The organism is Rhizobium sp. BK376, from assembly GCF_004341625.1.
Taxonomy (GTDB): domain Bacteria; phylum Pseudomonadota; class Alphaproteobacteria; order Rhizobiales; family Rhizobiaceae; genus Rhizobium.
The window spans coordinates 23,987-36,175 of record NZ_SLZG01000016.1 but is presented as its reverse complement, the minus strand read 5'-3'; the positions used below and the strand labels follow the sequence as shown (position 1 = coordinate 36,175).

Genomic DNA, 12,189 nt, shown 5'->3' with positions numbered 1-12,189 from the left:
ATTCCGTTAAGCCTGTCATGTCTGGCCCGACCGGGCGCAAGCCCCAGCATCTGTCGCCCGGGCGCATCGGCCTCTATGTCTTCCTCGTCATGGCGGCGATCTTTTTCCTGCTGCCGCTCTACGTGATGATCATGACCTCGCTGAAGTCCATGCCGGAAATCCGCCAGGGCAACATCTTTTCCTTCCCGCAAGCCTTCTCCCTCGATGCATGGATTCAGGCCTGGAGTTCGGCCTGCACGGGCCTCGATTGCGGCGGTATCCGCGTCGGCTTCTGGAATTCGGTGAAAATCCTGATCCCGAGCATGATCCTGTCGATCTTCATCGCATCGCTTACGGGCTACGCGTTGTCCTTCTGGCGGGTGCGTGGTGCAAACGTGCTGTTTGCGATCCTGCTGCTCGGCGCCTTCATTCCCTATCAGGTCTTCATCTATCCGCTCGTTCGGCTCTACGCGGCGATCGGCATCTACTCGACGCTCCCCTGCATCATCATCACCCACACGGTCTTCGGCCTGCCGGTGCTGACGCTGCTCTTCCGCAACTATTATGCCAGCCTGCCGCTTGAGCTTTTCAAAGCGGCGCGCGTCGATGGAGCCGGTCTTTGGCAGATCTTCTTCCGGCTGATGCTGCCCATGTCCGCGCCAATCCTGGTGGTTGCGGCAATCCTGCAGGTGACAGGTATCTGGAACGACTTCCTCTTCGGCGTGGTCTTTGCAGGCCGCGAGAACCTGCCGATGACGGTGCAGCTCAACAATATCGTCAATTCGACGCAGGGCGAGAAACTCTACAACGTCAATATGGCGGCGACCATTCTGACGGCGCTGGTCCCGCTCATCGTCTATTTCGGCTCAGGGCGCTGGTTCGTTCGTGGCATCACGTCAGGTGCGGTCAAGGGATAATAGGTCAAGGAATGATATATGGCTCATGTTTCCATTCGTGATCTCGCGATCGACTTCGGCAGCCTCAATGTTCTGAAGAGCCTGAACCTGGAGATCGAGACGGGCGAGTTCGTCGTCCTTCTCGGCCCTTCGGGTTGCGGCAAGTCCACCTTGCTTAATGCAGTCGCGGGGTTGATCGATGTCAGCGACGGTCAGATCTGGATCGGCGACAAGAACGTGACCTGGGAGGAGCCGAAGGATCGCGGTATCGGCATGGTGTTCCAATCCTATGCGCTCTATCCGACGATGACGGTCGAAGGCAATCTGTCCTTCGGCTTGCGGATTGCCGGCATGGCGAAGGAAGAGATCGAAGCCCGCGTCAACCGGGCAGCGCAGATTCTCCAGATCGGCGCTTTGCGGAAGCGGCGTCCCAGCGAGCTATCCGGGGGCCAGCGCCAGCGCGTTGCGATCGGCCGCGCGCTGGTCCGCGATGTCGACGTCTTCCTCTTCGACGAGCCGCTGTCCAACCTCGATGCCAAGTTGCGAACGGAGCTGCGCGTGGAGCTGAAGCGGCTTCACGCCGAGCTCGGCTCGACGATGATCTACGTGACCCATGACCAGATCGAGGCGTTGACGCTTGCCGACCGGATCGCCGTCATGAGCGGCGGTGTCGTTCAGCAATTCGCAACGCCCAAGGAGATTTACCGCCGGCCGGTCAACCGCTTCGTTGCCGGTTTCGTCGGCTCACCGGCGATGAATTTCCTGTCGGGTCGGGTTGTCAGTGAGGCCGGTTCACCCACCTTCGTACTGGCGGACCAGCGCAGGATCGATCTTTCCGGTTACGAGTTCGCGGAGAGTCCGGGCGAGGGGCGGCCGGCAACGCTTGGAATTCGGCCAGAGCAGATGCTATTTGCCGCTTCGAACGGAAAGACCTCCAGTCTTCCCGCCACTTTCTCCATCGTCGAGCCGATGGGTTCGGACAATCTCGTCTGGGGGCAGGTCGGCAAGGAGACGATGTCGATCCGCATCGATGCCGACGAGACAGTGGATCTCAATAGCGAGCAGCCTGTCTATTTCCAGCCGGCCTTGTCGTCACTCTTCGGCGAAGACGGCGTAAGGCTCTGACTTTGTCAGTGAGGGATGCAGGGTCAGTGATGCGGATGCATGCATTTGCCGTGGTCGGCCAGTACCTCGATGACCCGGCACTGGTCGACGCGGCCGTGACCGCAGCCCTCGACCATGACTTCGAGTTCTGCTTTTAGGGCCAAAAGGCTGCGAATGCGCTGCTCCACTTCGATGAGCCTTGCCTTGGCAATGGCATCCGCCGAGGAGCAGGATTGGCCCGGATTGTCCTGTAGGCTCAGAAGCGTGCGGATGGACTCCACTTCGAAGCCAAGCTCGCGGGCATGGCGGATGAAGGCGAGACGGTCGAGGTCGGAAGGTTCGTAGGAGCGCTGGTTGCCCTCGCTGCGGCTGGGGGCGGGAAGCAGTCCGATGCCCTCGTAGTAGCGGATGGTCGGTACTTTCACGCCGCTTTGCCGTGCGGCTTCGCCGATCGTGATCTTTTTCATGATTTTTCCTCTTGCACCTCTAGTCGCTAGAGGATGTAGGAAAGAGGCCTCACTTTAGCAAGGAAACGGATCATGGCTGAAGCGGCACAGACGAAATACAGGGTTGGCGGCATGGACTGCGCTGCCTGCGCGTCCAAGATCGACACCGCGGTTCGGCGTGTCCCCGGCGTCACGGATGTCTCCGTTTCCGTCGTGGCGGGCACGATGACTGTGAAGCACGACGGCAGCGATCTCTCTGTGATCGAAAAGCGGGTGACCGGTCTTGGTTATTCTGTTGCCCTTTTCAGCGGGGCGGCTGATACAACTGCTCAAGAGGCTGGGAGAGGCGAGACCGACGATCATGCCGCCTGCTGCGATGACCACCACGATCATGACCATGATCATGGTGATCACGAAGGTCACGGTCACCATCACGAGCATAACCACGCCCATGAGCACCATCAGCATCCGGCGGTAGAAGTCGAGGGCCTTCATGGCCACGATGATGCGCCGATGGCTGGCCCCTGGTGGCAGAGCAAGAAGGGTCAGTTGACGATCTTTTCAGGGCTGGCGCTGGTCGCGGCCTATGTCGTCGGCCATCTCGTTCCGGTGGTCGCGCCCTATGCTTTTGTCGTCGCAATGCTGGTCGGTCTCGTCCCGATCGCGCGGCGGGCCTTTGCGGCAGCCCTTGCCGGCACGCCATTTTCGATCGAGATGTTGATGACGATAGCAGCCGTCGGCGCGGTCATTATCCACGCAAGCGAAGAGGCCGCCACGGTCGTCTTCCTCTTCCTGGTCGGTGAATTGCTGGAGGGCGTGGCTGCGCGTAAGGCACGCGCGAGCATTCAATCGCTGACCAGCCTGGTCCCCAAGAGCGCGCTTCTTGAAGAGAACGGGCAGATGCGCGAAGTGCCGGCCGAAAGCCTTGCCGTCGGCTCTGTCATCCTTGTTCGACCCGGCGATCGCATCTCGGCGGATGGCGTCATTCTGTCCGGTGAAAGCGCCATCGACGAGGCTCCGGTGACGGGCGAAAGCACGCCCGTGCGCAAGGGTGTCGATGATACGGTCTTTGCCGGCACGGTCAACGGAGATGCAGCATTGCGCATACGCGTGACCGCCGCTGCTGCCGACAACACGATTGCTCGCGTCGTTCGCCTCGTCGAGGAGGCGCAGGAATCCAAGGCACCGACCGAGCGCTTCATCGATCGCTTTTCTCGCTACTACACGCCGGGCGTCGTGGTCGTCGCGGCGCTGGTGGCCGTGCTGCCGCCGCTCGTCTTTGGCTCCTCATGGAACGAATGGATATACAAGGGCCTGGCAATCCTTCTGATCGGTTGCCCCTGCGCTCTCGTCATTTCGACACCTGCCGCAATCGCAGCCTCGCTGTCGTCAGGCGCGCGGCGCGGGCTGTTGCTGAAGGGCGGCGCGGTTCTGGAGATGCTGGGCAAGATAACAGCGGTGGCGCTGGACAAGACGGGAACGCTCACCGAGGGCAAGCCGAGAGTGACCGATATCGTCGGCTTCGGGCGAACGGAGGCGCAGGTGCTGTCCCGCGCTGCCGTGCTTGAAGGCGCGTCCAGCCATCCGCTCGCGCTCGCGATCCTCGATCGCGCCAAGAGCGATGGAGTGCCGGTGCCACCTGCATTCGAGATCAGCGCTATTCCCGGCAAGGGCGTCACCGGCAAGGTCGGCGGCGAAAAGCTCTCTCTTCTGTCTCCCTCTGCCGCGCGTGAGCTCGGTGCTTTCGAAGCGGACATGGAGCGGCAGATCGCGGTTCTGAACGACGAGGGCAAGAGTGTATCAATGCTGTTGATCAACGATGTCGTCTCCGGCCTGATCGCAATGCGTGACGAGCCGCGGGCAGATGCCGCTGCTGGCTTGGCGGTGCTGAAGGATGCCGGCATCAAGATCGTGATGCTGACGGGCGATAACAGGCGCACCGCGCAGGCGATTGCAACGGCGCTGGATATCGACGTGCGCGCCGAGCTGATGCCGGAAGATAAGCAGCGCATTGTTGGGGAATTGAAGAGGGAAGGCTATGTCGTTGCCAAGGTCGGCGATGGCATCAATGATGCGCCCGCATTGGCCGCGGCCGACGTCGGAATTGCCATGGGCGGCGGCACGGATGTCGCGCTTGAGACTGCCGATGCAGCCGTGCTTCACGGACGTGTGGGCGACGTGGCGCAGATGATCGACCTTTCGAAGCGGACCATGCGCAACATCACCCAGAACATCACCACCGCTCTGGGGCTGAAGGCGGTCTTCCTGGTCACTACAATCGCTGGCATAACCGGCCTCTGGCCTGCCATCCTTGCGGATACGGGCGCGACCGTATTGGTAACGATGAATGCGCTGCGCCTGCTAAGACCTATTTCGGCCAAGGCCTGACGTCTGGTGCTGGCGGCACGCCCGCTCAGAATAGTTTGAGCTGCTGGGAGATCGCCCTTTCTCCGAACCTGCGCTTGCGCGCACCATCGGGGTTTTCAAGTTGCGGCACGAGCACCTTGACGACGGAGAAGGGGAGATCCTTCGCCGTCAAGGAGACCGCAATTGCTGATGTGACGCCTGCCCGTTTCAGGCGATCAAGGGTGAAATCTAGAAGCGCGTCGGCGCCGTGAACAGGTGGCGGTTCTCTTATCTCAGCCGGTCCGGGTTTCGCCGTCAGACTGCGCCGCGTTGTTTCGGGGAGAGGGTGACTGAAGCTGTCGGGATCGATGTCGTCGCGCGCACCGCTAATGAACGTCAATCTCGACTGTGCCGTCTCTGTAATGGCGCGGATGGCGGCACGGATGGGATTGGGGTGCGCACCGCTTCCATGCGTGACATCGAGAAATCTCGGCTGTTTCCGCTCCAAAACGTCTGTAGGCGCTAGCAATGCCAGGTAGCAGGGGATGCCGATATCGCTCGTGATGTCGAACAGCCGCAACCTCAGGCCCGTCCGCTCCAATCTTTGCAGCAGGCCCTCTATGATGGGATCATCAAAAGCGTGAGGGTCGATGCTGCGCTCCAGCGCCTTTGCTATCGGAGTGACCTGCCAAAGCACATAGGCGTCCCGCTCGATGCGCTCGAGCAACCCGTGAAGTGTCGCCTCATTGTGCGTATTGCCGGACGCCAGTCCGTCCGAGGACTGCCAGAAGCGATTTTCGAACCGGGTCCGATCCAGCGTGACGGCCTCAAGGGGAACGAAGGTCTCTCGGCCGCCAATCAGGTCGACACCCTTTACCCATTCAAGTTGATCCTGAGGACCAACATCGTCTTTGCCGATCGCGACCAGGCCGGGAAGAGGATCGAGATTGTGTCCAGATTCGGCCAATGCTCTCCAGCTTCCAGTGACGGTCTCGACATCTGGAGCGCAGGCAACGGCGCGTTCCAAAGCTTCCATGGCAGCGGAAACCTTCGCGTCGATATCCGTAATGCCTTTCCCTTGATTGATGACGATCGACTTCGCGTTTGGGGTGACCGCGTTCCAGACGGGTATCCCGTTACTGTCCAGGGTCGTGAGCCTAGACAGCCGTGTAATCCCATAGCTCGCAAGCCATGGCTTCACGCGTCGCAGTGTCTCTCCAGGTGAGAAGGACCGATCTGAATATTCAATTTTCACAGGTACTTCACTCCGCTGGTTCACGTTGTTTGTCAACGGGGAGAAAGCATCGGATCGGGCCGGAACTCAATCGGGAAAGATATCGGCCCAGAGGGTGGTTTTCTCGAATGTCCAGTCGGCCGGTGGCTTCACTCGTTCGTCAGGGGCGTCAATGACAGCGGCGATCAGGACGAGTGCGTCCGCCAATTTCTGATCAACGGCATTCTCCTTGAGGATCGTGCCGAGTTCGCGCGCCCGCTCGGATGGAATAGCGGCAGATGCGGATAGAACGCGCCGGTAGGTTCTTTCCTTGAAGAAGATCGAGGCGGCTGTCTCCAGCAATTCCTGGTGTTCCGCGGCAGAGATGAGTTGTTTTTCAAGGCAATGGCCAAGGGTGGCCCTCACATTCACCAGCGGTTCGCTGAGCGGCAGGAAGCCAAGCTCGGCCGGACCGTGCGCCTGAGCGACGTCGGCATCGTCCTCCAGCGCACCGCTGGCGTAGTCTTCATAGATACGGCCGAGACCTATCATGCCGAAGGCAGCGCATTCCGCCGCTCGCAGAGCCCCCATGCTGGCTCCGCCAAAGACGCGGACGCCCTTTGAAAGCCCGAACAGGATCTCCTTGTGCCAGATGGCCGGTACATATTCGTAGACGCCGTCGATAAGCCCGATCACGTTGGCGCCGTCCTGCACCGCTCGATAGACATCTCCCTGTCGAGCCGGCGGCAACAGCCGAAAGCCGGTATCTGCGGAGACATCGACCCCATGAAGCGTCGGGCCGGCGAAGATCACTTTCATCGTCATAGACCCCTAGAACAGCAAGTCATTTGGCAACGGTGCTCAACACGTTAGCGCCTTTTGTTCATGGAAGGCTACCGCGAGAGGAGCGATGCCCACAGAAATAGCCGAAATCCCGCAGCCTTTGCGTTGGGAGGTCAATCGGCGGCACGCGCGTGATCGACTTCTCTGATGAGATTTATGAAGGCGCGCAATCCGGCAGGCACGTTGCGGCGTCCTGGGTAATAGAGACAGAAGCCAGGCGAAGACGTGGTCCAGTCGTCAAGCACTCGTACGAGGCGTCCTGCATCAGTATCGGCAGCAACGGCGGCTTCCCACATATAGGCAAGCCCCGCTCCTGCCAGCGCCGCATCGCGCATTAGGGTTGAATCATCCAGGGTGAGTTCACCCGGCACATCGATGGTCATCTTCTCGGCACGCCGCTCGAACTCCCAGCGGTAGATCGTGCCGCTCGGCCAGCGAGCGCGAATGCAGCGATGCGTCAGGAGGTCGCCCGGTGTTCGAGGAGCCGGACGTGCCGCAAGATAGGCGGGCGAAGCGACAACCACGAAACGAAGCGGCGGACCGAAGGGCACGCCGATCATGTCGCCCGGGACGGCGTCGATCGTGCGGATGCCGGCGTCAAACCCTTCCATAACGATGTCGATCAATTGAGCATCGGTGACAATGTCGACCCGCATGTCGGGATAGCGCTTCATATATTCGAGAACGACTGGAACGAGAATCTGATGTGCCGCGCCGACCGTGGTGTTCAGTCTCAGTGTTCCGGCAGGGGTGTCGCGATGCGTGTTGACGCCTTCCATGGCATCGCGGATTTCGGAAAGAGCTGGAGCGACCCGGGCGATGAATTGTTCGCCTGCTTCCGAGAGAGACACGCTTCTCGTCGTGCGATTGAACAGTCGCACGCCTAGCCGTGACTCCAATGCCGCCACCGCATGACTGAGTGCTGTCGGCGACATTCCGAGTTCCGTGGCTGCTGCCCTGAAACCGCCTTTGCGCGCGACGGTCACGACAGCATCCAGTTCGATCAATCCAGATTTCCGCATTGTCCCGATTTCCACGATAACTTGTGTCGGTTTGTCTTTCTTATCGGTTCAATTCTATCCGCTTATATCTTCAGCGAGAAGATGAAATGAAAGGGAAAGAACACGCCAGTGCCAGTCATCGACCGGATTTATATCGACGGCGCCTTCGTCGAGCCGCATGGAAGCGAGCTTTTTGATCTCTTCAACCCCGCTACCGCCACGGTCATTGCGCAGGTGAAGCTGGGGGACGAGGAAGACGCGCGTCGCGCGATTGCTGCCGCCAAGAAAGCCTTCCCGGCTTCTTCGCGCACGACCAAGCAGGAACGCATCGACATGCTCCGGCAGCTGCATGATGTGGTCCTGGCGGATGCCGAGCGTCTGGCGGAGATCTCGATCGAGGAATATGGTGCGCCGGTTGCCCGCGCCGCCTGGACAGCCCGTTACGCTGCGGACGCCTTCCTTCATGCCGCGAAGACACTGGAGGACTATCCGCTGGCCCGACAGATCGGCACGGCCGAGGTTGTGATGGAACCGGTGGGCGTGGTCGGCTTGATTACGCCATGGAACAACAATTACGGGTTCATCTGCAGCAAGCTCTCCATGGCGATAGCGGCTGGCTGTACCGCGGTCATCAAGCCAAGCGAGATGAGCGCGCTTCAGACGCAAGCGCTGACGGAATGCCTTCACAGGGCCGGGCTTCCGGCGGGGGTCTTCAATATCGTCACCGGTCGCGGGGATGTCGTCGGCGCCGAATTCACGGCCAATCCCGATGTCGCAAAGATTTCCTTCACGGGTTCAACGACGGTCGGCAAGTCGATCATACGTGCGGGCGCGGAAACGATGAAGCGCGTGACATTGGAACTGGGCGGCAAATCGCCGACGCTTACTCTTGATGATGCGGATCTCGCAGCTGCCATCCCGCACGTGATTTCGGCAGGCTTCGCCAATAGCGGTCAGGCTTGCATAAACGGTACGCGTGTACTGGTGCCCGAAGACCGGATCGTGGAGTTCAACACCCTGATCAAGCAGGCGGTGGAGAAGATCAAGGTCGGCGATCCCAGGGATCCCAGCACCGCGATCGGTCCTCTGGTTAGCCGGAAGCAATTCGAGCGCGTCGAGCGCTACATCGCGACGGGTATCGCCGAGGGTGCCGAGCTTTTGGTCGGCGGCGAGGGTCTGCCGGACGGGGTGACGGGTGGCTACTTCGTCAAGCCGACGGTATTCACAGGCGTCACCAGCGACATGACCATTGCGCGAGAAGAGATATTTGGCCCCGTCATCGCTGTCCTGACTTATCGCACCGAGGAGGAGGCGATCGAGATCGCCAACGATACCGTCTATGGCCTCCAGTCCTATGTCATATCCTCGAATCCTGAGCATGCTCGAACGGTAGCGGCTCGAATTCAGTCAGGACGTGTGGTGATCAATGGCGCGCCCCATGAGCCGCTTGCTCCCTTTGGCGGGTTCAAGCAATCGGGTCTCGGCAGAGAGTATGGTGTTTTCGGGCTGGAGGCGTACCTCGAGCCAAAGGCCATACTTGGAGGCCAGCCCGCGTAGCCGGTAGCGGGAAGCTAAAATGGGCCGAAACCTTTGCTGAACATGAAGCGTGACGTAGCGAAGGCCCGAGGTTTCAGGCCTTCGCTACGAAGCTACTATGGACTACCCGTCGCTAAAGGCTTCCAAGATTGCTCTCGGTTGGTTTCGGCAGAGAGGTCGATCGTTATCTGCGTTCCAGTTTTAATGCGCCGCCGCAAAATGTCGGCGCGGTCGGAATTTGACCTAAGAGTTCCTCTGTCATGAAGCGTTTGGAGCTGTTTACGCGAAAGTTTCAGCTCCGAAGCCAGCAGACGATCAAGACGCGTGCTGATCGGAAATGGGGCCTTCAGCTCGATTTTGAGTTTCGTCCAATCGCCGGTTTCGGATAGCCTCTCCTTTTCGATATCAAACTCGGAAAACTCATCGACACGCTTCGACCTGCTCCTCAATGCTTCGAGGTTGAAACTCTCAGTCCGGATCCATTGTGGATCGTTGGACTGTAGCGCTGCAAAGACGAGAGGATCGATGTCACGGACATTCTGTCGCTCAAAGATTGGCCGGTTCCATGTCTTCTCGCAGGTCAAGCACTTATAGATAAGCCACGCATCGAGCTTGCGACCGTTGGCGTTCAGCCGAATCTTGCCGCTGGATTGGAAAGCCCTGAGGCCTCCGCATCCGCTACATGCAGTCCAAGGCTGGGGAGCTATTTGGGGGATGATGGTCCACCGGACCGAAAGTGTATCGCACATATCGCGTTGGTCTTCCGTTCGGAAGTCCACCAAGATGGTGCATGAGAAAACCCTTGCGGGCGCGGTATGGCGATGTTTTGGGCGGCTGAAGAGCTGAGACAGCGGAGCTGCACATGGCACATTTTAACAATGCCAAACCGGTCTCTTGCCACCACCCGATGAACATAAACATACGCCGACAGCTTGTCGCTATCCGGCAGTACGGGTGAAACTGGGTTGAGACCGGTTATTACTTAGGCAAAGTCTACCTCGATGCGCCAATGCTCTTCAACTGCAGCGATAACAGACATCGGGTCTGGAATGGAGTCGTCTCCTACATGTCGAAGCAAAGGTTGCGGCGTTGCGGCTTTTGCGCAACTTCACGACGAGGGTCAGATGGTTGACATCCAGCTGTGCAAGGATGCATTCATATCCTAACGATCGTCGGAGCCGCCGGCCTTGCGATCACTTAGCCCTCCATTATGACTTCAAAAATTTGTCGCCCGCCGGACGGCTGCTGTATCAGCCCATGCGTTTACGATCAGGCAGGAAATTGCGCGGAAAGGAATAATCATGACTGGCTCGGCCGATCGCTCAAGGCGTCCGCTCGTCATTGCCTCGATCATGCTGGCGACGTTCATGGTTGCGATCGAAGCAACCATTGTCGCGACGGCCATGCCGCGTATTGTCGGCCAGCTCGGCGGCTTCACCTACTACAGCTGGGTATTTTCGGCGTTCCTGCTGGCGCAATCCACGACGACGGTGATCTACGGAAAGCTGTCGGATATCTTTGGTCGCAAGCCGATCCTGATCGGCGGCATCCTGATCTTCCTCGTCGGCTCAGCGCTCGCAGGCTTTGCCTGGTCGATGGCGTCGCTGATTGCCTTTCGTTTGTTGCAGGGGCTTGGGGCCGGTGCGATCCAGCCGGTTACGATGACTGTCGTCGGTGATCTCTACCGGCTCGAAGAGCGCGCAAAGGTGCAGGGCGCGCTTGCCAGCGTCTGGGCCATATCGGCGGTGATCGGTCCGCTGGCGGGCGGCATCATCGTCGATAACATCTCTTGGGCCTGGATATTCTGGATCAATCTTCCGATCGGCCTTCTGACCATTCTCGGCTTCGTGCTCTTCCTGCATGAATCGATCACGCCACGCGAGGCGAAGATCGACTATCTCGGCACCATCCTCTTCTCGATCTCGATCGTTTCGCTGCTGGTCATCCTGACGGAGACCGATTCCGGCGCGACCATACTCGGCGGTCTCGGATTGCTGTTCGTAGCAAGCGGCGTCCTCTTCCTGATGCAGGAGCGTCGGGCGCCGGAGCCGATCATCTCCATTGCCCTGTGGAGCCAGCGCCTGATAGCGACGAGCAATGCAGCGACATTGCTTGCTGGTATGGCGTTGATCGGCTTGACGACAATCTTGCCCATTTATGTACAGGGCGTCCTTGGCCGCTCACCGCTGGTCGCCGGCTTTACGCTGACGATGCTGATCGTCGGATGGCCACTCGCCGTGATGATGTCCAGCCGGCTGTTTCGCAACTTCGGCATACGGCGGACGCTGCGGGTCGGCAGCGTGATTTTCCCTGCTGGCTCCATCTTCCTGTTGTTCCTGACGCCAGAGAGTAGCCCGGTGCTTGCCGGTGTAGGGTCGTTCCTGATGGGCTTCGGCATGGGTCTCATTAGCCTGACCAGCATCGTTCTGGTTCAGGAAAGTGTGGAGTGGTCGATGCGCGGCAGTGCCACGGCCTCGATCATCTTCTCGCGTAGTCTTGGCAATACGCTCGGCGCGACTGCTCTGGGCGCCATTCTCAATGTCGGCATCGCCCATTTCGACAGCGGTGATCTGGCGACCAAGCTACATGATCTTCTCAACCAGCCGACCGGCCTCTCCGATCTGTCAAGCGATCCTGCGATCCAATCGATCTTCGATCATTCCCTGCACTGGACCTTCTGGGGCGTCGTTGTCGTTGCGGTGCTGACATTCGTTACCACATGGCTGATCCCTGTTTCTCGCGACGCCGGTCGCCGTGGACCCAAGGTCGATGCGCAGGAGGCGATGTCCCATTAAGGCCCGGCCGCAGATGCGCGGCCTTCTCGC

At 59.6% G+C, this 12,189-nt stretch carries 10 protein-coding genes; 5 read left to right on the top strand and 5 right to left on the bottom strand.

What is annotated here, in order from left to right:
- Positions 1-17: 17 nt before the first annotated feature.
- The gene (locus EV561_RS26875; RefSeq protein ID WP_132526464.1) at positions 18-896 is read left to right on the top strand and encodes a carbohydrate ABC transporter permease; all 879 of its coding nucleotides are present in this window, start codon (positions 18-20) and stop codon (positions 894-896) included.
- Positions 897-914: 18 nt separating this feature from the next.
- Positions 915-2,000, top strand: a complete 1,086-nt coding sequence (gene ugpC / locus EV561_RS26870) for a sn-glycerol-3-phosphate ABC transporter ATP-binding protein UgpC (RefSeq protein ID WP_132526264.1) — start codon at positions 915-917, stop codon at positions 1,998-2,000.
- 23 nt (positions 2,001-2,023) lie between these two features.
- Here the strand turns inward: ugpC and EV561_RS26865 are convergent, their stop codons facing one another.
- On the bottom strand, positions 2,024-2,446 hold the full coding sequence (locus EV561_RS26865; RefSeq protein WP_132526262.1) for a helix-turn-helix domain-containing protein: 423 nt from the start codon (positions 2,444-2,446) through the stop codon (positions 2,024-2,026).
- A 72-nt stretch (positions 2,447-2,518) separates the two neighbouring features.
- On the opposite strand from EV561_RS26865, the gene EV561_RS26860 reads away from it, so the two are divergent.
- Positions 2,519-4,813: a heavy metal translocating P-type ATPase gene (locus tag EV561_RS26860; protein WP_132526260.1), complete on the top strand. Its 2,295-nt coding sequence runs from the start codon at positions 2,519-2,521 to the stop codon at positions 4,811-4,813.
- 25 nt (positions 4,814-4,838) lie between these two features.
- Here EV561_RS26860 and EV561_RS26855 read toward each other — a convergent pair whose 3' ends face one another.
- The 3 genes from EV561_RS26855 to EV561_RS26845 all read right to left on the bottom strand — a co-directional run bounded on the left by EV561_RS26855 (position 4,839) and on the right by EV561_RS26845 (position 7,849).
- Positions 4,839-6,026 (bottom strand): YcaO-like family protein, encoded by a 1,188-nt coding sequence (locus EV561_RS26855; RefSeq protein ID WP_132526258.1) that lies wholly within the window; start codon positions 6,024-6,026, stop codon positions 4,839-4,841.
- A 66-nt stretch (positions 6,027-6,092) separates the two neighbouring features.
- Positions 6,093-6,803, bottom strand: coding sequence for a TfuA-like protein (locus tag EV561_RS26850; protein WP_132526256.1), 711 nt, complete (start codon positions 6,801-6,803; stop codon positions 6,093-6,095).
- Between the two features lie 137 nt (positions 6,804-6,940).
- On the bottom strand, positions 6,941-7,849 hold the full coding sequence (locus EV561_RS26845) for a LysR family transcriptional regulator (protein WP_132526254.1): 909 nt from the start codon (positions 7,847-7,849) through the stop codon (positions 6,941-6,943).
- A 108-nt stretch (positions 7,850-7,957) separates the two neighbouring features.
- Here EV561_RS26845 and EV561_RS26840 point away from each other — a divergent pair, with 108 nt between their 5' ends.
- Positions 7,958-9,385, top strand: coding sequence for an aldehyde dehydrogenase family protein (locus tag EV561_RS26840; RefSeq protein ID WP_132526252.1), 1,428 nt, complete (start codon positions 7,958-7,960; stop codon positions 9,383-9,385).
- Positions 9,386-9,480: 95 nt separating this feature from the next.
- Here the strand turns inward: EV561_RS26840 and EV561_RS26835 are convergent, their stop codons facing one another.
- Positions 9,481-10,113: a DUF1062 domain-containing protein gene (locus EV561_RS26835; RefSeq protein ID WP_132526250.1), complete on the bottom strand. Its 633-nt coding sequence runs from the start codon at positions 10,111-10,113 to the stop codon at positions 9,481-9,483.
- Positions 10,114-10,665: 552 nt separating this feature from the next.
- Between EV561_RS26835 and EV561_RS26825 the strand changes: the two genes are divergently transcribed.
- On the top strand, positions 10,666-12,159 hold the full coding sequence (locus tag EV561_RS26825) for an MDR family MFS transporter (RefSeq protein ID WP_132526246.1): 1,494 nt from the start codon (positions 10,666-10,668) through the stop codon (positions 12,157-12,159).
- The last annotated feature ends 30 nt before the right edge of the window (positions 12,160-12,189 follow it).

Excerpts from the sequence above, each read along its gene's own strand:
- EV561_RS26875 (WP_132526464.1), top strand. The coding sequence starts at position 18 with ATGTCTGGCCCGACCGGGCGCAAGCCCCAGCATCTGTCGCCCGGGCGC.
- ugpC (WP_132526264.1), top strand. The coding sequence starts at position 915 with ATGGCTCATGTTTCCATTCGTGATCTCGCGATCGACTTCGGCAGCCTC.
- EV561_RS26865 (WP_132526262.1), bottom strand. The coding sequence starts at position 2,446 with ATGAAAAAGATCACGATCGGCGAAGCCGCACGGCAAAGCGGCGTGAAA.
- EV561_RS26860 (WP_132526260.1), top strand. The coding sequence starts at position 2,519 with ATGGCTGAAGCGGCACAGACGAAATACAGGGTTGGCGGCATGGACTGC.
- EV561_RS26850 (WP_132526256.1), bottom strand. The coding sequence starts at position 6,803 with ATGAAAGTGATCTTCGCCGGCCCGACGCTTCATGGGGTCGATGTCTCC.
- EV561_RS26845 (WP_132526254.1), bottom strand. The coding sequence starts at position 7,849 with ATGCGGAAATCTGGATTGATCGAACTGGATGCTGTCGTGACCGTCGCG.
- EV561_RS26835 (WP_132526250.1), bottom strand. The coding sequence starts at position 10,113 with ATGTGCGATACACTTTCGGTCCGGTGGACCATCATCCCCCAAATAGCT.
- EV561_RS26825 (WP_132526246.1), top strand. The coding sequence starts at position 10,666 with ATGACTGGCTCGGCCGATCGCTCAAGGCGTCCGCTCGTCATTGCCTCG.